19 protein-coding genes are annotated in these 18,873 nt (G+C 49.6%); 6 read left to right on the plus strand and 13 right to left on the minus strand.

All coding sequences use genetic code 11. The features are described from left to right. Positions 1-178: 178 nt before the first annotated feature. The gene (gene pnp, locus XMG48_RS01250) at positions 179-2,290 is read left to right on the plus strand and encodes a polyribonucleotide nucleotidyltransferase (RefSeq protein ID WP_173480246.1); all 2,112 of its coding nucleotides are present in this window, start codon (positions 179-181) and stop codon (positions 2,288-2,290) included. Positions 2,291-2,652: 362 nt separating this feature from the next. Here pnp and XMG48_RS01255 read toward each other — a convergent pair whose 3' ends face one another. From XMG48_RS01255 to rsuA, 3 genes are read right to left on the minus strand one after another with little or no spacing between them, the layout of a single operon-like run. Continuing rightward, positions 2,653-3,336, minus strand: a complete 684-nt coding sequence (locus tag XMG48_RS01255) for a YciC family protein (protein ID WP_173480247.1) — start codon at positions 3,334-3,336, stop codon at positions 2,653-2,655. 6 nt (positions 3,337-3,342) lie between these two features. Further along, the gene (locus XMG48_RS01260) at positions 3,343-4,377 is read right to left on the minus strand and encodes a methyltransferase (protein WP_173480248.1); all 1,035 of its coding nucleotides are present in this window, start codon (positions 4,375-4,377) and stop codon (positions 3,343-3,345) included. Continuing rightward, a complete protein-coding gene (gene rsuA, locus XMG48_RS01265; protein WP_173480249.1) occupies positions 4,370-5,068 on the minus strand; it encodes a 16S rRNA pseudouridine(516) synthase RsuA in 699 nt (232 codons plus the stop codon). Before rsuA ends, XMG48_RS01260 begins: the two co-directional genes overlap by 8 nt. A 122-nt stretch (positions 5,069-5,190) precedes the next feature. Here rsuA and XMG48_RS01270 point away from each other — a divergent pair, with 122 nt between their 5' ends. Further along, positions 5,191-6,024, plus strand: a complete 834-nt coding sequence (locus XMG48_RS01270; RefSeq protein ID WP_173480250.1) for a 6-carboxytetrahydropterin synthase — start codon at positions 5,191-5,193, stop codon at positions 6,022-6,024. Here the strand turns inward: XMG48_RS01270 and panC are convergent. The 6 genes from panC to dksA all read right to left on the minus strand — a co-directional run bounded on the left by panC (position 6,021) and on the right by dksA (position 11,357). Continuing rightward, positions 6,021-6,869 carry a pantoate--beta-alanine ligase gene (gene panC, locus XMG48_RS01275; protein ID WP_173480251.1) on the minus strand — a complete coding sequence of 283 codons (849 nt, stop codon included), beginning with the start codon at positions 6,867-6,869 and terminating at the stop codon, positions 6,021-6,023. The genes XMG48_RS01270 and panC overlap by 4 nt on opposite strands. Positions 6,870-6,872: 3 nt before the next feature. Beyond that, positions 6,873-7,667: a 3-methyl-2-oxobutanoate hydroxymethyltransferase gene (gene panB, locus XMG48_RS01280; RefSeq protein WP_173480252.1), complete on the minus strand. Its 795-nt coding sequence runs from the start codon at positions 7,665-7,667 to the stop codon at positions 6,873-6,875. A gap of 35 nt (positions 7,668-7,702) precedes the next feature. Next, positions 7,703-8,185 (minus strand): 2-amino-4-hydroxy-6-hydroxymethyldihydropteridine diphosphokinase, encoded by a 483-nt coding sequence (folK, locus tag XMG48_RS01285; RefSeq protein WP_173480253.1) that lies wholly within the window; start codon positions 8,183-8,185, stop codon positions 7,703-7,705. 1 nt (position 8,186) lies between these two features. Then, positions 8,187-9,620: a polynucleotide adenylyltransferase PcnB gene (pcnB, locus tag XMG48_RS01290; protein ID WP_173480254.1), complete on the minus strand. Its 1,434-nt coding sequence runs from the start codon at positions 9,618-9,620 to the stop codon at positions 8,187-8,189. Positions 9,621-10,006: 386 nt separating this feature from the next. Then, complete coding sequence (gluQRS, locus tag XMG48_RS01295) at positions 10,007-10,876, minus strand: tRNA glutamyl-Q(34) synthetase GluQRS (protein ID WP_173480255.1); 870 nt, start codon at positions 10,874-10,876, stop codon at positions 10,007-10,009. A gap of 49 nt (positions 10,877-10,925) precedes the next feature. Next, entirely contained in the window at positions 10,926-11,357 is a 432-nt protein-coding gene (gene dksA, locus XMG48_RS01300; RefSeq protein ID WP_173480256.1) for an RNA polymerase-binding protein DksA, read from the minus strand. 171 nt (positions 11,358-11,528) lie between these two features. Here dksA and XMG48_RS01305 point away from each other — a divergent pair, with 171 nt between their 5' ends. After that, positions 11,529-12,701, plus strand: coding sequence for an aminotransferase class I/II-fold pyridoxal phosphate-dependent enzyme (locus XMG48_RS01305; RefSeq protein ID WP_173480257.1), 1,173 nt, complete (start codon positions 11,529-11,531; stop codon positions 12,699-12,701). Here the strand turns inward: XMG48_RS01305 and XMG48_RS01310 are convergent. Beyond that, positions 12,698-13,012 carry a Rieske 2Fe-2S domain-containing protein gene (locus XMG48_RS01310; protein ID WP_173480258.1) on the minus strand — a complete coding sequence of 105 codons (315 nt, stop codon included), beginning with the start codon at positions 13,010-13,012 and terminating at the stop codon, positions 12,698-12,700. The genes XMG48_RS01305 and XMG48_RS01310 overlap by 4 nt on opposite strands. A gap of 52 nt (positions 13,013-13,064) precedes the next feature. Here XMG48_RS01310 and XMG48_RS01315 point away from each other — a divergent pair, with 52 nt between their 5' ends. Beyond that, on the plus strand, positions 13,065-13,691 hold the full coding sequence (locus XMG48_RS01315; RefSeq protein WP_173480259.1) for a hypothetical protein: 627 nt from the start codon (positions 13,065-13,067) through the stop codon (positions 13,689-13,691). On the opposite strand, the gene XMG48_RS01320 is transcribed toward XMG48_RS01315, so the two are convergent. Then, on the minus strand, positions 13,655-15,199 hold the full coding sequence (locus tag XMG48_RS01320) for a bifunctional aminoglycoside phosphotransferase/ATP-binding protein (RefSeq protein WP_173480260.1): 1,545 nt from the start codon (positions 15,197-15,199) through the stop codon (positions 13,655-13,657). The two genes, XMG48_RS01315 and XMG48_RS01320, sit on opposite strands and share 37 nt — an antisense overlap. Positions 15,200-15,279: 80 nt before the next feature. Between XMG48_RS01320 and mrcB the strand changes: the two genes are divergently transcribed. Beyond that, complete coding sequence (gene mrcB, locus XMG48_RS01325; RefSeq protein WP_173480261.1) at positions 15,280-17,616, plus strand: penicillin-binding protein 1B; 2,337 nt, start codon at positions 15,280-15,282, stop codon at positions 17,614-17,616. 62 nt (positions 17,617-17,678) lie between these two features. Next, complete coding sequence (locus XMG48_RS01330) at positions 17,679-18,266, plus strand: hypothetical protein (protein WP_173480262.1); 588 nt, start codon at positions 17,679-17,681, stop codon at positions 18,264-18,266. Positions 18,267-18,308: 42 nt separating this feature from the next. Here the strand turns inward: XMG48_RS01330 and XMG48_RS01335 are convergent, their stop codons facing one another. Together XMG48_RS01335 and XMG48_RS01340 are read right to left on the minus strand one after the other, a co-directional pair. Continuing rightward, complete coding sequence (locus XMG48_RS01335) at positions 18,309-18,623, minus strand: type II toxin-antitoxin system RelE/ParE family toxin (protein ID WP_173480263.1); 315 nt, start codon at positions 18,621-18,623, stop codon at positions 18,309-18,311. Beyond that, on the minus strand, positions 18,611-18,868 hold the full coding sequence (locus XMG48_RS01340; protein WP_173480264.1) for a type II toxin-antitoxin system Phd/YefM family antitoxin: 258 nt from the start codon (positions 18,866-18,868) through the stop codon (positions 18,611-18,613). Before XMG48_RS01340 ends, XMG48_RS01335 begins: the two co-directional genes overlap by 13 nt. Positions 18,869-18,873: the final 5 nt, after the last annotated feature.

Genomic DNA, 18,873 nt, shown 5'->3' on the forward strand with positions numbered 1-18,873 from the left:
AGCTAGATACCCAGTTAGGGCCATACTTAGTATGGCCCTTTCTACTTTAAACCCTCCGCAAAACCAAATGATCTGACAGCCTGTACTCACTTGAGTTTACTGAATTCAACTGAGTACTGGCTTTAAAAGAGTGAAGATCAGGGGACGCGGAACATAGTTAATTACTAGGAGTTAATCGATGTTTAACACGGTTACTAAAACGTTCCAGTTCGGTAATGACACCGTAACGATCGAAACTGGTAAGATCGCTCGTCAGGCGACTGGTGCAGTTATGGTTACTGTTAACGAAAAGACACAGGTTCTGTGTACTGTCGTTGGCGCAAAAACAGCGAAAGAGGGACAAGACTTCTTCCCACTTTCAGTGCACTATCAAGAGAAATACTACGCAGTTGGCCGTATCCCTGGTGGCTTCTTCAAACGTGAAGGCCGTCCAACTGAGAAAGAGACACTAACGTCTCGTCTAATCGACCGCCCAATTCGTCCACTGTTCCCTAAAGGGTTCATGAACGAAGTTCAGGTGGTGTGTACTGTGGTCTCTTCTGATAAGAATGTTGATCCAGATATCGCTGCAATGATCGGTACCTCTGCAGCACTCACCATCTCTGGTATCCCATTTGTTGGCCCAATCGGTGCAGCACGTGTGGGCTTCACTGAAGATGAAGGTTACATCCTTAACCCAACCTACGAAGCGCTAGCAAACTCTGAGCTAGACATGGTCGTAGCGGGTACCAACGAAGCGGTTCTGATGGTTGAGTCAGAAGCGAAAGAGCTTAGCGAAGATGAGATGCTAGGTGCGGTTCTATTTGCTCACCAAGAGATGCAAGTGGTTATCAATGCCGTTAACGAATTTGCCGCCGAAGCCGCTAAACCTAAGTGGGATTGGCAGCCAGCTGCTAAAAACGAAGCGCTGACTGATGCGATCACTGCTGCATTCGGTGCACAGGTTGAAGCAGCGTTCCAAGTGGCTGACAAAATGGAGCGTCAAGACACGCTTAAAGCACTTCGCGATGCCGCTGTAGAGCAGTTTGCAACAGGTGAAGAGGGCGCACCAGGCGCTGGTGAAGTCTCTAAAGTATTCGCGTCTATCGAGAAAGCGACTGTACGTGAGCGCATCCTTAGCGGTCAGCCACGTATTGACGGTCGTGACAGTAAAACGGTTCGTCCAATCGAAGTGGAAGTGGGCGTTCTTAAAAACGTACACGGTTCAGCTCTGTTCACTCGTGGTGAAACTCAGGCAATCGTTACTTGTACACTGGGTACAAGCCGTGACGTACAGATCATCGATGCGCTAGAAGGCGAGCGTCGTGATCCATTCATGCTTCAGTACAACTTCCCTCCATACTCTGTTGGTGAAGCTGGCCGTATGGGTGGTGCAGGTCGTCGTGAAATCGGTCACGGTCGTCTGGCTCGTCGTGGTGTCTCTGCGGTACTTCCAACTCAGGAAGCCTTCCCTTACACCATGCGTCTTGTTTCAGAGATCACTGAATCAAACGGTTCATCATCAATGGCCTCTGTCTGTGGCTCTTCACTTGCAATGATGGATGCGGGTGTACCAGTCAGTTCAGCAGTTGCCGGTATCGCAATGGGTCTGGTTAAAGAGGGCGATCGTTTCGCTGTCCTAACCGATATCCTGGGTGACGAAGACCACCTAGGTGATATGGACTTTAAAGTAGCGGGTACCGAAGCCGGTGTTACAGCACTGCAGATGGACATCAAGATCACGGGTATCACTGAAGAGATCATGGAGATCGCTCTAGAACAGGCACTGGACGCTCGTGTTCACATCCTTCGCGAGATGGCGAAAGTGATCGGTTACGCTCGTCCAGAACTGGCTGATCACGCTCCTGCTATGACTCAGCTTAAAGTGAACCCAGAGAAGATCCGCGACGTTATCGGTAAAGGTGGTGCAACTATCCGCTCTATTACTGAAGAGACAGGCGCATCGATCGATCTAGATGACGACGGTACTGTTCGTATCTACGCAGACAACAAAGCAGCTTCACAAGCGGCTGTTGACCGTGTTGTTGCGATCACTGCAGAAGCAGAGATCGGTAAGATCTACGAAGGTAAGGTTGTTCGCATCGAAGAGTTCGGCGCATTCGTTAACATCCTTCCTGGTAAAGATGGTCTAGTACACATTTCACAGATCGCTAAAGAGCGCGTGAACGCAGTGACTGACTACATCAACATGGATGATGTCATTAAAGTTAAGGTACTGGACGTCGATAACCGCGGCCGTATCAAGCTTTCAATGAAAGATCTTGAAGAAGACGAAACTGCAGAGAACTAATCACTGCTGATTCGCACTAAAAAAACCGCCTTTATGGCGGTTTTTTGTTGGTTCCATATCGAAGATGTGGCGATCTTTGCGGTGACTGGCCTTCAGCCTGTCATCCGCAGGTAGGCTTTACTCCTTTTCTGGAAAACGCTAAGAAAGCAGATGACAGGCTAAAGCCAGTCACTGGGGCGCTGATCTTCCTACGAAGTATGGTGACTGGCCTTCAGCCTGTTACCCGCTGTTGAAATCGATCGGGGTTTCAGCAGAGCTGAATTCCCTCCTACAATAGGACTTCGCGATAAGCCCGCAACGGAGTCCTACTGTAGGAGCGAATTGCCCCGAAGGGCAAACCGCGAAAAGATGCTCCAACACCATTAAAGAACCGAAGGTTCATCCTCAACCGGTTCTTTGTCACGCCATGCGCGGTAGACGCGATAGGCGTAGATGGTGCCTAGGACATTTAGGAAGTCTAGGGTGACTGAGATCAGCATCGAGATCATGCTGCTTGGATCGACCATCGGCGATAGGATCACCTCTAGAATGAACAGGCCACCAAAGATCAGAGCCAGACCTTTGAACATGGTCCAGAACAGGCCGTCAGTGCCTTCCCAGCTCTCTTTCATCGAGTCGATTGGCCCTTTACCTTCAATGACACAGATGGCGTTAGCCAGGGCTAAGCGAACGGCTATATAGATACCGGGGGCGATCAGCAACATGAGTCCCAGTGCTGTTACCAATGCCGAAAGCACGAAGGTTAAAAATAGTCTGCCCCAGCAGCGGAATGCCATAAACCAGCTTTGCGTGGTTGTGATCGAGCCTCCATCGATGACGGCTTGCATATAGAAGATGGTCGCCGCTAGGTAGATAGGAACAAACAGCATGTCCATACCGGTTAGCAGAATCAGCTGTGCCTGCATGTTGCTCGACTCATCCACTCCGGAAATAGTGCTCATCTGGATGATCATCAGAATGATCAGAAACGGCAGTTGAATGCTCAATAGAGCACTGAAGTTGGAACGGAAGAAGAAAAACGATTGTTGTAGATAATCTTTAGTCATAAAACTCTAGCGCTTAGGCTTAGTCAGTAAATAGGTGCAAAAATGTCCTGTATCTTGGTCAAGCTCGACAGACTCGAAGTAGCTTGATGCGATACGTTTCAGTGGTACATGCTGGTTCACGACGAAACAGGCTTTCCCCTCTGCTGCTAACAGTCTAGCGGCATTTCTCGAAAAGCGGTCAGTTAAATCGTAATCGATCCCAAAACCACTATGAAAGGGCGGGTTACATAGTATCAGATCGTACTCAGAGGCCAACTCTTCACCGGCATTGGTTAAGCAAACTTCAGCCTGAAAGTTCGCTGCTGCCAAGGTTGCTTGAGTCGCTTTGATTGCCGCTGCGTTATTGTCAGTCGCTGTTATGAAAGATGCTTGGCTACAGGAAGCGAGTGTAAGATAACCTGATCCGCAGCCCAGGTCTAACACCCGATTCGCACCTATCGGTAGCTCAGAGTTGAGCATGAAAGGTAGGCGCTCAACCAGTTGCTGGCTACCTTGGTCGATTTTTTTCCAACCATATACACCGGGCTTTGATAGTAGTGAGTATTCACTTACTTTTATAACCTCTCGGACTTGATGATAGTCTTGATCATCTAACGGTGTGCCTGTTACCTGGCCTACTGTGAGTTCGACCCTCCAGCTATCGCCGCCCAATTTAACCTCAGAGCGATCACCGTTTAGGCATTTTTGGCCATTTTTGGCGTAGCTTTTGATCCCCTCGGATTTATCACCTAATAAGATAAGGCGAGCACCGGGCTTTAACTGCTCTGCCGCCAAATTGATGAGATGATTAACAACCGCCTTCTCTTTGCTAATGCGAAACAGAATAAAATCAGTGGTTAAGTCTGTAGGCCACTCAAAATCAGAGAGTGAGCATTGCCAGCCTTGAGCGCAAAGTGATTGCTGCTGATCAAAGCGATTGGTCAGAGCCTGCCAACCGGAGGCGGCTTGAAGTGATTTGGGGTTGAGGTTTTCATCAACAATCAGAAGTCCGTTTGGATTGGCTTGAATCTCCTGATTGATGAGCGATTCGAAGTTAGCCATTAAAGATGCTGGCTACCTCGTCGTCAGTGAGCTCTCGCCACTCACCCTCATAGAGATCATCATCCAGTGCGATCGGTCCAATCGATTCGCGATGCAGCTCTTCTACTTTGTTACCCAGTGCTGCGAACATGCGCTTTACTTGGTGGTAGCGTCCTTCGAACAGCTCCACTCTGGCTACCTGCTCAGAGAGAATCTCTAATTTTGCCGGTTTAGTGAGCTCTTTCTCACCATTAAGCTGAATACCGCGCTCGAATTTCTCGATGTAGCTCTCATCAATCGGGTCTGCCAAGGTCGCTTCATAGATCTTACCCAGCTTATGACGTGGCGAGGTGATACGGTGACACCACTGCCCGTTATCACTGAGCAGTACTAACCCTGTTGTATCAACATCTAACCGACCGGCAATCGTGAGGTTATCGACACGTGGAAGTTCGATAAGGCCCAGCACGGACGCATGATCACCCTCATCGTGTGAGCAGACATAACCCAGGGGCTTATTAAGCATGATGTAGCGATCACGCGGGGCTTCAATTTCGTAGCCGTCCAGAATGACTTCATCCTCTTCAGCCACTTTGCGAGCGGGGTTCTTTTCAAGTTCGCCATTCACTCGTACCTCTTCGGCGTGCAGCATACGCTTCACCTCTTTACGAGAGAAACCGGTGGATTGAGCAAGGTACTTATCGAGTCGCATAGGAAGGGTTCACCTGAATTAAGATCATTGCATTATACCGGAGCAACCGATGGCTGCGAACAATCAGGTGATTTCTTATCCCGATTCGCTAAAATAGCTGCACAAACTGTTAGGAGTCGTGTGTGAAGCTATTTGTTGATGATCTTACCCATGTTGATTTTACCTATCTGGACGCGCAACGCGGTCTTGTGGGTGAATCCTGGGCTGTCCGTTTAGAGCTGGACGGCCAATTAAACGATGAGGGGATGATTGTCGATTTTGGCATCGTTAAAAAGCGCGTGAAACAGTGGTTTGATGCTGGCTTAGATCACTCGTTAGTGATTGCTGATAAGACACCTAACCTAAAGGTGACTTTAGCCGAACAGAACACGACTGTGGAGTGGCTCTACCCATCGGGTGAGCCCCTTCGTTGCAGCGCGCCACATCAAGCGTTTGAGATCCTTCCCGTGGATGCGATAGAGCCTGAACCCGTCGCTCGTTGGTGTGAACAGGAGTTAGCTGCGATCTTTCCAACGGTCAGTGGTATCAAAGTGACCCTATACCCGGAAGTGATTGACGGTGCCTACTACCATTACACACACGGTCTACAGAAGCATGACGGTAACTGCCAACGTATCGCTCATGGACACCGCTCAAGAATCCATATTCTAATTGATGGTGAGCGTGATCTAGCACTTGAAGCGCAGTGGGCAAAGCGCTTTGAAGATATCTACATAGGGACAGAAGATCATGTCGTCAGTCGTACCGAACAGTCTGTCAATTTTGCCTACCAAGCACCCCAGGGGGCATTCAGCCTGACGCTTCCTACCTCAGTGGTCTACATGATCGACACGGAATCTACCGTGGAGTTGATCGCCAATCATCTGGCGCAAACCATTGCGGCAACCCTACCTGGAAAACAGATTGAAGTGCGTGCGTTTGAGGGAATTGGTAAGGGTTCGATCGCAACGGCTTAGCGATCGAACTCAAGATTATCAATTAGACGAGCGTGACCTAAATAGGCGGCCGCTAAGATCACCAGTTGAGTGTCATCCGGTGTCGCCGGCTGAAGCGTATTGCGATTAACGATATGCACATAATCACGACGGAACCCCGCCTCTTCTAATGCTTCACTCGCTTTGACCTGTAGCACTGCAAACTCGTTGCTACCCGCTTGAACCTGATCACGGATTTGGCTCAGTTGTTGGTAGAGCGCTGGCGCTGCAGCCAGTTCGCTGTCGGTCAGATAACCGTTACGAGAGCTCAGGGCTAAACCTGAGTCAGCACGGGCTGTCTCTTCCCCAACAATCTCAATGGGCATCGATAGATCATCGACCATACGGCGAATTACGTGCAGCTGTTGAAAGTCTTTTCGTCCAAATACCGCTAGGTCAGGTTGGACCAAATTAAACAGTTTGTTGACGATGGTCGTGACACCGCGGAAGTGTCCGGGGCGGCTAGCACCGCAGTAAAGATTAGAGACTTCTGGTACTTCAACAAAGGTCTGTGAATCACGACCCTTGGGGTAGACCTCTGCCTCAGCTGGCGCAAACAGCAGATCGCAACCAAACTCCTTCAGACTCGCCTGATCCTCTTCAAGGGTTCGAGGGTATCGTTCCAAGTCGTCAGCGTTATTAAACTGTAACGGGTTAACGAAGATCGATGAGACAACAAAGTCTGAAAGCTCGCGAGCCCGAATCAAAAGATTTAAGTGACCTTGATGAAGGTTGCCCATGGTCGGCACGAAGCCGATCTTTTTACCTGCAGCACGTGCTGCAGTGACCGCAGCTCGAAGCTCGGCAATGGTCGTAACGGTTTTCATAGATTATTCGAAACTGTGCTCTGGGCCAGGGAATGTGCCGCTTTTAACGTCGGCAACGTACTGTTCAATCGCCTCTTGGATCGAGCCAGCACCTTCCATAAAGTTTTTAACGAATTTGGGACGCCGTCCAGGTGTAATACCTAGCAGATCATGCATTACAAGCACTTGAGCATCGGTAAGATTACCTGCACCGATGCCAATCACTGGGATGTCGAGGTTTTTAGTGATTTCACAGGCCAGTAGGGTTGGCACACACTCTAACACCAGCATATCTGCGCCTGCGTCCTGTAAGCGCTGAGCGTCCTCAAGCATCAACGTCGCAGCATGATTGTCGCGTCCCTGTACCTTGTATCCACCCAATTTATTGACCGATTGTGGTGTTAAACCTAGGTGTGCGCAGACAGGTACGCCTTGGCGGCTGAGTGCTGAAATGGTGTCAGTTAACCAAGCACCGCCTTCCAGTTTGACTATGTGCGCACCAGCGCGCATCAGTTTTGCGGCACTCTCTTCCGCTTGCTGAGTGTTTGAGTAGCTCATAAAGGGCAGGTCAGACACGATCAGCGACCCTTGGTTGCCCATAGCCACCGCGCGAGTGTGGTAGGCCATATCGTCAACCGTTACCGGCAGTGTGCTGGATTCACCTTGCAGAACCATGCCCAATGAATCACCGACCAGTATCAGGTCTACGCCAGCACTGCTGGCGACATGGGCGAAGGTTGCATCGTAAGCAGTTAGAACCGCAAACTTCTCTCTCGCCTGTTTTTTCTCAATTAAACGGTGCAGGCTTGGTGTGCTCATTTAATCAGTCTCTCTATTCGATAAGATGCGCACTATTATAGTGCGATTGGTTCCAGTGTGCCCATAGGACATTCCAGCAAAATTTCGCTTAGGTGATCACCATTTGGTAGCACTAAATTGGGTTCAATCTCAGCGAGAGGGTAGAGGACAAAGCTTCTCTCACGCATAAAAGCGTGGGGTACAGTAAGTCGCTCAGTGTTAATGACTTGATCACCAAAGAGTAAAATATCCAGATCTAAGGTTCTCGGCCCCCAGTGTTGCACTCGAACACGATCATGGGACTGCTCTATCGCTTGCAGTTCATCCAACAGTTGTTCAGCTTCTAAGCTTGTCTCGAGGCAAGCAGCCGCATTGATGTAGTCGGGTTGTCCAGGAGGACCCACTGGGTCGGAGCGATAGAGTCTGGAGTGCTCTACTAGCTTAGAGTTGGGAATCGCCTGAAGTTCTCGCAGAGCGTCAGCCACCTGCTGTAGAGGATTCTCTAAATTGCTGCCCAAACCGACGTAGGCGCGAATCATCTTATGACTGCTCTTTTGGCTTACGATTAGGACGGCGACGGCGCGAGCGTTTGCGGCGCTCTTCAGCGGGTATCTGAGGACGAGCATTGGGTTGGCTGTTCTGGTATTCGGTCCACCAACCACTGATTCCGTTAAGATCTTCACCACTCTCTTCACGCAACACTAATAGATCGTAGCCAGCACGGAAGCGAGGGTGCTCCATTAGTTGATCGGCACGATCGCGGCGCATTAGACGGTGCTGCATCTCCCAGATTTCACGAATCGTCGTGGAGAAACGTCTTGGAATGGCAGTCGCTCGGACCTGTTCACCTAGGATCTGATTAGCGGCCTCGTGAAGTCGCTGTAGAGGCGGTAGGTCTTTGTGTCCTTCAAGATCACGCATGCGATCCACCAGCGGGTACCAAAGCATCGCTGCAAATAGAAAAGCGGGGTTGACGCTCTTATCCTGAGCAAGACGGCGATCAGTATTTCGTAACGCATTGTTAACGAGCTGCTCGACTGGGTACTCATCGCTACCTAACATGCGATCAGTGGCCGGTAGAAGGTACTTAAATAGGTCAAAACGGAGCAGTTGGCGAAGGCAGGCTTCGCCGTAACCGGTCTGGAGTAGCTTAAGTACCTCATCAAACATGCGAGCAGGAGCGACTTTGCTGATCAAACCACCCAGTTTATGAATCGGTTGGGCGGTGTCGGAGTCGATATCAAAACTCAGTTTTGCGGCAAAGCGAGCTGCACGTAACATACGAACGGGATCTTCGCGGTAGCGCTCCTCTGCATCGCCGATGATGCGAATACGCTTCTCAAGAAGATCTGGGTAGCCATTAGCGAAGTCATAAACGGAGTTATCTTCAACGTTGTAGTAGAGCGCGTTAATCGAGAAGTCGCGGCGCTTTGCATCCTCTTCGATGGTGCCGTAGACATTATCACGAAGCAGCATGCCAGAGGCGGCCTGTCGTGACTGATCCTTAGAGGTTGAAACGCTGTCGTGTCCGGCACGGAAGGTGGTGACTTCGATAACTTCGCGGCCAAAACGGACGTGGACGATCTTGAAGCGGCGACCAATGAGTCGAGCACGGTTGAATAGGGGTTCTGCTTGTTCAGGCGTTGCGGAGGTAGCAACGTCAAAATCTTTAGGGTTTTTTCCGACCAAAAGATCGCGTACACAGCCGCCGACTAGATAGCCATCGTAGCCGTTATCAAGCAAACGGTAGACGACACGCATGGCATTGTCATCCAGAGCGTGGCGAGGAATGTTATGGATCGACTCGGGAACAACGCGACGTTCACCTTCCGGCAAAATGGCTGTGACTAGATCATCCGCTTGGGTGTTTTCAATATTGGCTTCAGTGATCGGTGCCGCTTTAGTACGAAGCGCAAAATAGAGGCCAGCAATCGCGGCAATGCCCAAAAGGAACAGAACAATTTGAGAAGTCATTTAAAAACAGTTCGAGTCAAAATACAAAGGCGCTAGTCTACCAGTAGTTAGTAAGAATTAATAACCGGTCTGAAAATGTCTTATATAAAATGAATTTTAGAGGGGTAGGATTTGCGTTTGGGGGTTCGAGCGTGAGGCTGCCACCAATAATTTGGTGTTATTTTTATTGTCCCTTGCGGTGACAGTCCTCACGATCGAGTAATGCTCCATTTTTATTTTTATTCGGAGCAGGTATTTCGTCGGCACCTTTTGCTCTTGTTATTTTTATTTGAGCTAAGTATTGCGCCGTCCTTTCTTGTTGTTGTGGAGCGACTATAGGTAATCCATTAGCTCTATTCAACTCTAAAGTGAAAAAAATTTAACACTTCATACCAAAGTCTAAATAACTAGCTGTTTTTAATAACTTTTGGAACTTTTTGTATATCCCAAACGTCTAGTGCGAACTGAATAAAAGTCTCTACATCGCTCGGTATATCGCACTTTTCATCAATCTGCCCAAGCCTAACCATCGCCTTTTTAAGTTGTTTAATGATTTCCAATGGTTCTGTTGGCAAGGCGCACGCAAAGGTCTGTTTCGATAGTTTTTGTCCATCAGCGGCTAACACCAACGGCAAATGAGCATATTTCAGCAGAGGGTAGTCCTGTGTGAGCTGCAGTGCTCGCTGTTTATGCGTTTCATCAAGCAGATCTGACCCTCTAACAATGTCAGTCACTCCCTGTTCATAGTCATCCAGTACGACGGCAAGCTGATAAGCAACAATGCCATCACGACGGTAGAGAATGAAATCACCAACCCCTTCTGAAGGAGTCGGCTGAGAGCCTTGAAGGAGGTCATCAAACCCTGAACATTGCTCCACTTTAAATCGGACTGCGGTTGGCTCTTTATTGGCAGGGTGCAGCAAACAGTACCGATCGTAATGCGGTAAGGCGTGCCGACTCTTTAAGTCCGTTCGGCTACAACCACAGCGATATGCCTGCCCTTGAGCGATGAGCGACTGAAAGAGATCAGTGTAGCGATCGATTCGGTCAGTTTGACGCATGACCGTTTTATCCCAATGGAGACCGTAGGCTTCTAGCGCTTCAAGAATCGCCTTTTCATGCGCCTGCTGACAGCGTGGTTGATCAAGATCCTCTATTCGGACTAGCCAAAGTCCATGATGCTTTTTAGCTTCTAGGTAACTGGCCAGCGCGGTTAGCAGTGAGCCTTCGTGAAGAGGGCCTGTTGGAGAGGGGGCGAATCGACCAATGTAGTTCATTGTATGAATATAAAGGACATAAAAAAGCGCGGTACAAACCGCGCTTCTATTATTTGCCTGTCTGCTTTTCTTTTATCTCTGCAAGCGTCTTGCAGTCGATACAGAGAGTTGCCGTTGGTCGAGCTTCGAGTCGGCGAATACCGATCTCTACACCGCAGGCTTCACAATAGCCGAAATCGTCTTCATCGATTGACTCGAGTGCTTTATCGATCTTGCGAATCAGCTTGCGCTCACGATCTCGTGTGCGAAGTTCAAGGCTGAACTCCTCTTCCTGGCTGGCACGATCGGCAGGGTCAGCAAAGTTGCTAGCCTCTTCCTTAAGGTGGTTGATGGTCATATCGACCTCTTCCATCAGTTCGCGCTTCCACTCTTTAAGAATAAGTCGGAAGTGATCCTTCTGCGCATCGTTCATGTACTCTTCTGAGTCTTTGATGTCGTATGGCGCAATGTGAGTAAAAGATTCAGTATTACTGCTTGGCATAGTGTCTGCCTCGTACCCTGTGATTGTATTATTGCTCTCGATTATTGGGTAATACGTTGGATCGAGAGAGTCCGTTTTTTAGTAAGTCAGCGAAGTTACCAGAACAGTATAAAGATGGCTAGTCTCTGTTGGTGTAACAAGTATACTGTGTCGATTCGATCGGGAGGTGATATGTCTAAGAGTTGGAGTCAGCGTTCGCAGTTAATTGAATCCTTTAAAGTGATGGATCTGCTTAAACACGCTCATGCGTTAGCCGATCAGGGGCGCTCTATCATCCATTTAGGGGCGGGCGAACCCGATTTTGGTGCGGCACCCCAGGTGATCGAGGAGGCAAAACGTCTGCTGGACACTACCCCTATGACCTACACACCGGCAGCAGGTATTTCGGCTCTTCGTGAAAAAATTGCAGCCTTTCACCAACAGCGTTACGGGCAGAAGATCGCCGCAGACAATGTGTTAGTCACAGCAGGTGCTTCAGCAGCACTGCAATTGACCTTTGCCCTGTTAGCCAATCGTGATCAAAAGATATTGATGGCCGATCCAGGCTACCCCTGTAATCGTCAATTTTTGCGCATAGTGGAGGCCCAAGCGGTCTCTATTCCCGTGGATCATGAACAGAACTACCAATTAACCGCTGAATTGGTTGAGCAGCATTGGGATGAACAGACTGCAGGCGTTCTTATTGCCTCGCCAGCTAACCCAACCGGAGCGGTCATCGATCCACAAGAGCTTGCCAATATTGCAGCAACGGTCTCTCGTTTAGGTGGCACCTTGGTTGTTGATGAGATCTACCACGGCCTAACCTACGGTGCAGAGACTCCCAGTGCCTTTAGCATCGATACAAACTGCATCGTGATCAACTCGTTTTCAAAATATTTCGGCATGACGGGCTGGCGCTTGGGTTGGTTGGTAGCGGATGCATCAGCGGTGGCTGAAATGGAGAAGATGGCACAAAATCTCTACATTTCTCCCACGACCTTGTCTCAGTATGCTGCGCTCAGAGCATTCGAACCTGATGCGATTGAACTGTTCGAGTTGCGAAGAGAGGAGTTGCAGCAGCGACGTGATCGCCTGTTAGAAGGGCTCAAGCGAATTGGTTTTAAAGTCCCTAGAACGCCAGCGGGTGCTTTTTATATCTATGCCGATGCTTCAGACTTGTGTGATGACAGCTTTAGTTGGTGCTGGGAGTTACTAGAGAGGGCGGGCGTGGTCGCGACGCCTGGTGCCGATTTTGGTGAGTATCAGGCGCACAAATTTGTTCGCTTCGCTTACACCACCTCTTTGGCCAATATCGATGAGGCGCTTAACCGAATTGAACAGTTTGTCAGCGACACTAGAGGTTAAATCGTTAACCTAATATTCCCGTCGATGATTTCAAAGGGGATCGCCTCTAACCGTTCACCTGGGCAGGGGCCCGCAATGCATTCACCCTCGTTTATCGTGAAAAGTGCGCCATGCGTGGCGCATTGGATGAACTGCTTTTCGACATCCAAGAAAGTGTCTGGTTGCCACTCTAGGCGAATTCCGCGATGGGGGCAGCTGTTTTTGAAAATTGAGAGTTGGTCGCCCTGTTTTACAACAAAAAGGGATAGGCCCTCCCGTTCAAAACCACGGCTTTCACCGTCGACTAAATCCGATACACTGCACAGAATCATGGGTTTCACCTAAAATTTTTTCAAATTTTAATGCTTTATAGAGAGAAACGGTATGCCTGATCATCCCTTTGAACGTCACAGAGTCAGTGTCATCTTGCAGGCCTACGACGTGGATCTGTTTAGCCATTTTCCTGAGTTAAGTCAGGCTCTCTCAAAGTTTAATCTTGATCCTGATATGAATGTTTCGTCTCTGCTTCTGCAGGCCGGTCACTCTTCGGGTGCTGGTGAAGCCTTATTCGAATCGCGCAGTGAAAGGGTAAAAACTCAGTTGTTACTCGAATCAATATTGCAGCGCCCCTTTAAAACGCTCTCGAGAGGCGAGAGACAGCGTGTGCAGCTGGCCTGTGATTTGGTGAGTCGCCCCAATGAGCCCAGCCTAATGTTAATTGAAGAGCCTTGCACTGCAATGGATGCCGAGTTTAAACGTCGGGCAGGGGAGCTACTTAGATCGTTTAAAGAGGAGGGTTATGCGGTTGTAGTGACCCTGCAAGAGGCGAGTTTAGCTTCACGAATGGGGGATTACTTTTACTTACTTGGCACCCAAGACTCTGTTGTCGAGGGTGACCACTCTGTTCTAACGGTCGCTCACTTAAGGCAACTGTTCGAGGTGGAAGTCGAGAGTGCAGAGCCCACTGAGGAGGGTTATCCGCAGTTTACCGTCTCTGGTAGCAGCTTCTGATCAATCAAGTATTGAATGATCTTAAGGTGCGCATTCTCTTCGCTGGTATCGATGTGAAGGGCGATCTTCTCTTCCTCTTCACTTAATGGCTCAGCGACGCGTTTCTGCGCTTGCATCACTTCAATGGTGGCATCTGTTGGGTCTTCACGCTCTTCGGAACGTTTAGCCAGGCGCGCCTCGATGACTTTCTCTGGAGGTTCGCAAGCGATGATTCGTGCTGGGCAGCCCAGCTCTTCGGCCAGTTGCAGAAACTGTCGACGTGAACGTTGGCGAATGTATGCGGCATCCAGAATCAGAGTCTGGCCCGCTTCTAACAGAATGCCAGAGACGCGCTTCATCTCTAGGAAAGTGCGCATATTCATGTCTGCACCGTACATCTCAAGGCTTTCACCTTCGCGAGACGCTTTGCGATAGATCTTTTTACGCTCAGCACTTGATCGTACACGAACACCGGAGATCAGCTCGGCTAATTTGCTAGAGATATGTGATTTACCGGAGCCGCTAATCCCCTGCATCATCACCAACATCGGTAGTGGCGCAGCCGCGTATTCGGCGGTCAGTTTAAGGTAGTGTTGGAACTCAGCAAGATTGGGTTTCTCGCCTAACATGGCGACTTTCGCTCTTACCATCGCGCGGTGCGCTTTGTAGTAGGGCAGTAGAATTAACCCTTCGTAATCGCCGGTGATCTCCATATAGCGGTTAAGACAACGGTTCGCCCAACGAGGGTGGCCGCTAGCCTCTAGGTCCATCAACAGGAAGCCAATGTCCGACATCTTATCGATCCAACGGAACTCTAGGTTGAACTCAATGCAGTCAAACACGAGGAGTGAATCACCATCTAAGGTGATGTTGCCCAGGTGAAGATCACCGTGACACTCACGAATCGAGCCATCGAGCTTGCGACGACGCATTAAGGGTTCAAGCAGTTGGTAACGATCTTTAATGTGCTGCCAAAGACGGTCGAGCTCTTTGGCATCCTCTTCGGGAATAAGCGAACGATCGATGTCCCTGTAGTTATCTTCGGAAATGGCGGCAATACTGTCGGGTTCGCCCCATGGACTTCCGGGGGCAACAATGGGTGCGCGCTGATGGAAGTCAGCAATTTTATCAGCCAGTTTATCGATCCAGTTGGGGTCGAATTTGTAGACGTTTAGTAGCTCGGAGAGCAGTAGCCCTGAAGCAAACTCACGCATTTTGACGGCGTATTCGATCGGCTCACCTGTCGCTCCAATCACTGGATCGCTCTCAGTACCGCCGATAGCCACAACTTCAATATAGGTATTTTCAGAAAGACGTTGATTGAGGCGAAGTTCCTCCTCACAAAAGTACTTTCGCTTCTCAAGTGTAGTAAAATCTAAAAATCCAAAGTTGACCGGCTTTTTGATTTTGTAGACGAACTCGCCGGTTCTGATAAGCCACGCGATGTGCGTCTCAATCACTTCAAACTCGCTCACCTCATGCGGGTAGCAAGCTGGATTGAGTAGATTGTTTACCAGCGTGGATTCCATAGTTCGACTAAACTGCCCTTACTAAACATAAGCTGGCCTAACGAGATACGCGCCAGCGGGTCGAAGATTATACTGAGAAGATGACAAAAAAGAGACATCAATCTAAGCAAACCAAAGCAAAATCGAGCCGCAATTGGGCTAAATCGCTGTTTTGGTTTCTTTTTAAACTGGGCTTGGTCGCTACCGTTGTTGCTGCGGTGGGTCTGGTCTACCTCGATGCGCAGGTGCGTGAAAAGTTTGAAGGCAAACGCTGGTCACTGCCGGCTAAGGTCTATGCACGCCCATTAGAACTCTACCCTGGGCAACGTCTGGACACTCAGGCTTTGCAACTCGAATTGAAAGCACTTGGCTACAGTATTGGTAATCAGGTCAATCGCCCTGGCACAGCGCGAATCAGTGCCACTCGAGCCGACATCTATACCCGTGGCTTTGATTTTCCTGAGGGCGCTGAGAGATCAAAACGCGTCACTCTTAGCTTTCAGCAAGGGCAGATAGCTCGCTTGATGGATGCCAACAATCGCTCCATGACGTTGGCGCGTTTAGAACCGGTGCTGATAGGGGGGATCTACCCTGGTGATAATGAAGATCGTGAACTGGTGCGTATTCAAGATGTGCCCAATCTACTGCCCCAGGCCTTAGTTGCCGTTGAAGATCGTGCCTTTTACGATCATTTCGGCATCTCTTTGAAAGGCATTGCTCGAGCGATGTGGGTCAATATTCGTGCGGGTCGATTTGTGCAGGGGGGAAGTACCCTCACTCAGCAGTTGATTAAAAACTTCTACCTGACCTCTGAGAGAACCCTCTCGCGTAAACTGCTTGAACTGCCGATGGCAGTTTTACTGGATCTACACTACGAGAAAGACGAGATTCTTGAGGCCTATCTTAATGAGGTTTATCTGGGACAGGACGGCGCGCGTGCGATCCACGGTTTTGGTCAAGGTAGCCTCTTCTACTTCGGCCGTCCTGCCGCTGAACTCGAGCTGCATCACATTGCGTTGCTAGCGGGCTTGGTTAAAGGGCCTTCTTATTATGATCCTCGGCGTCACCCAGAGAGAGCTCTAAAACGCCGTGATCTGGTACTGAAACTGCTGTTGGATCAAGCGATGATCAGCTCAAATCAGTATCAACGCGCGATACAACAGCCGCTTGATGTCATTAAACGAGGCGCCCGTTTAAAAGGGGCTTACCCAGCCTACCTCGATGTGGTGAAACGACAGCTTCGACAGGAGTATCGCGAAGAGGATTTGAATTCTGAGGGGATTCGTATTTTCACGGCACTGGATCCTTTAGTGCAGCAGAATGCGGCTTCGGCGTTAAGTGAACGCATCGCGTTGTTAGAAAAACAGTACGGCAAAAAGGCACAGCCTCTGCAGGGTGCAACGGTGGTTACCGATCCGCAAACCGGTGAGTTGTTGGCGGTTATTGGTGGACGGAATGCTCGATTTGCTGGGTTTAACCGGGCCTTGGATGCTCGCCGTCCGATTGGTTCCTTGGTCAAACCGGCTACCTTCTTGGCCGCGTTAGAGAAGGGGTACACCCTCACGACTCTTATCGAAGATAGCGCCTTTCAGATGCAGCAGCCGGATGGGTCTGTCTGGTCACCTGAGAACTTTGATGGCAAAGAGAAGGGCATGGTGCCCCTGTATGAGGCCATTTCTCGCTCCTACAATCTCTCTTCTGCACGCCTAGGCTTGGATATAGGAGTCGATTCGGTCATCGATATGCTGAAGCGTCTGGGCGTTGATTCAGAGATCAAACCCTACCCATCGCTGCTATTGGGAGCGCTTAACTTGGCACCTATTGAAGTGGCGCAGGTCTATCAAACGCTAGCCGCGAATGGGTTTAGAATGCCGCTTCGCGCCATTCGTCGAGTAACCGACGCCTATGGGCAAGAGCTCTCTCGCTACCCCTTTAAGCTCAATCAAGTCGTTGATCCTAAACAGGTACACCTGATTCACTACGCAATGCAATCAGTGGCTCGTGAGGGTACGGCTAGATCGCTCTACAGAACCTTGCCCGCCAACTTAAATGTGGCGGGTAAAACAGGGACATCCGATCAGCAGCGAGATAGTTGGTTTGCAGGATTTACCGGCAGTCGTTTAGCCGTTGTTTGGGTAGGTAGGGATGACAATGCGACCTTACCCTTTACTGGGTCAGGTGGCGCATTAAAGGTGTGGACGGATCTGATGAAAAAAGAGCAGCCCGAGCCCTATTTGGCCTTGAAACCGAGAGAGGTGGAGTATGTTTGGGTCGATGCAGCGCAAAATGTTCAAACCGATCAGCAGTGTGAAGGTGCGCGTTCAGTTCCCTATATTCAAGGCACAGAACCGGTTCAGAAAGTCAGTTGTGGCGGTAAGCGCAAACCAGGGGAGGCGATTAAATCGCCATTAGATTGGTTCAAAGGTTGGTTTAATTAGATTTTCTTTAATCAACTGATTATTCTTAGTTCGTCTTAATCTTGAGAACGTCGAGCCGGTTCATGAATCTGTACCAATCTTTATCCATTACAGCTGTGCTGACCTTACTGGTCGGCTGTGCGGGCCCAAGCCCTTACCTAACTCCGGTAGAAGAGCGTGATGTATCGCCACGAAATGCAAAGGTTGCCCCGGGGGCCGTTGTTCCAGTGGAACCCCGCGGTGATGTGAATGTTGCACCTATCTACGATGTACCGAACTTTGCACCGACTCAACCTTCACAACAGCAGCCCGCTCAAATTGCACCCTCTGAGCCGCTCGCGATTGATGAAAACTCCAACTCAGCAACGGTGTCACTGCTTGCAGAAGCAAAACAGGCTGCGGATAGAGGTGATCTGGCAGCTGCTGAATCCCAAGTTGAGCGCGCACTGCGTATCTCACCGCGCGATCCACAGGTCTATTTGCATTTAGCATCTATTAAACGCCGCCAGCTGAATCTGATTCAGGCAGAGCAGGTTGCGCTAAGAGGTGTTGCCGTTGCAACGGGACTTCCCGATTATCAGCGAAAACTTTGGCGTGAACTGGCACTGATTCGCGAACAAGCCGGCGATGCAGCTGGCGCCGCCGCTGCAAGGGCAGAGGCTACTCGGTAAGTTGGTGCGGTCTTTCTGAGGCCGCGATTTTATTTGAAAGACTTATCGGTTATGAGTGTTAAGCCCTAGCATTAACCGCCTTAAATCGCGTTCTTGTCGTATCACCCTAATTACGAAGACATTTTCTTTCTCGATTCTGTAGACGATGCGTGAGGGTGGAGTGATCACTTCCCTGTAGTTTTGTAATGGAAGCTCAGGTAAGCGGCGACCTGATTCAGGATGTTGTTCCAGTCGCCTGACGCTAGACAGTATTCTCTGCACTAACTGCTTTGCTGCGGCTCTGTCACTAATAGCAACATACTCTGCTAATTCTGAAAGGTCATCGATCGCTTTTTCTGTCCAGATTAGCTTAGCCATTTGTCCAACTTGGCTTCTACTTCAGCTTGAGTATGAACTTTGCCTTCAGCAACGTCTTTTTCACCAAGCGCAATCGCTTCAAGCAAAGCCAATCGGTTTTGCATGTACTCGTAATCTTCTACGTCTACTAGGTAGGCCGAAGGCTGTCCATGTTCTGTAATCAAGATAGGCTCCTTGTTGACGTGCAACTCACTAAGAATTTTAGTCGCGTGCCTTTTAAGGTTGGTTACTAACTCTGTTTTCATAGATA

This window comes from Marinobacterium sp. xm-g-48 (assembly GCF_013282925.1).
Classification (GTDB): Bacteria; Pseudomonadota; Gammaproteobacteria; order Pseudomonadales; family Balneatricaceae; genus Marinobacterium_E.

Coding starts and splice junctions, on each gene's coding strand:
- pnp (WP_173480246.1), top strand. CDS start 179: ATGTTTAACACGGTTACTAAAACGTTCCAGTTCGGTAATGACACCGTA.
- XMG48_RS01255 (WP_173480247.1), bottom strand. CDS start 3,336: ATGACTAAAGATTATCTACAACAATCGTTTTTCTTCTTCCGTTCCAAC.
- XMG48_RS01260 (WP_173480248.1), bottom strand. CDS start 4,377: ATGGCTAACTTCGAATCGCTCATCAATCAGGAGATTCAAGCCAATCCA.
- rsuA (WP_173480249.1), bottom strand. CDS start 5,068: ATGCGACTCGATAAGTACCTTGCTCAATCCACCGGTTTCTCTCGTAAA.
- panC (WP_173480251.1), bottom strand. CDS start 6,869: ATGAAAACCGTTACGACCATTGCCGAGCTTCGAGCTGCGGTCACTGCA.
- panB (WP_173480252.1), bottom strand. CDS start 7,667: ATGAGCACACCAAGCCTGCACCGTTTAATTGAGAAAAAACAGGCGAGA.
- folK (WP_173480253.1), bottom strand. CDS start 8,185: ATGATTCGCGCCTACGTCGGTTTGGGCAGCAATTTAGAGAATCCTCTA.
- pcnB (WP_173480254.1), bottom strand. CDS start 9,620: ATGACTTCTCAAATTGTTCTGTTCCTTTTGGGCATTGCCGCGATTGCT.
- gluQRS (WP_173480255.1), bottom strand. CDS start 10,876: ATGAACTACATTGGTCGATTCGCCCCCTCTCCAACAGGCCCTCTTCAC.
- dksA (WP_173480256.1), bottom strand. CDS start 11,357: ATGCCAAGCAGTAATACTGAATCTTTTACTCACATTGCGCCATACGAC.
- XMG48_RS01305 (WP_173480257.1), top strand. CDS start 11,529: ATGTCTAAGAGTTGGAGTCAGCGTTCGCAGTTAATTGAATCCTTTAAA.
- XMG48_RS01310 (WP_173480258.1), bottom strand. CDS start 13,012: ATGATTCTGTGCAGTGTATCGGATTTAGTCGACGGTGAAAGCCGTGGT.
- XMG48_RS01315 (WP_173480259.1), top strand. CDS start 13,065: ATGCCTGATCATCCCTTTGAACGTCACAGAGTCAGTGTCATCTTGCAG.
- XMG48_RS01320 (WP_173480260.1), bottom strand. CDS start 15,199: ATGGAATCCACGCTGGTAAACAATCTACTCAATCCAGCTTGCTACCCG.
- mrcB (WP_173480261.1), top strand. CDS start 15,280: ATGACAAAAAAGAGACATCAATCTAAGCAAACCAAAGCAAAATCGAGC.
- XMG48_RS01330 (WP_173480262.1), top strand. CDS start 17,679: ATGAATCTGTACCAATCTTTATCCATTACAGCTGTGCTGACCTTACTG.
- XMG48_RS01335 (WP_173480263.1), bottom strand. CDS start 18,623: ATGGCTAAGCTAATCTGGACAGAAAAAGCGATCGATGACCTTTCAGAA.
- XMG48_RS01340 (WP_173480264.1), bottom strand. CDS start 18,868: ATGAAAACAGAGTTAGTAACCAACCTTAAAAGGCACGCGACTAAAATT.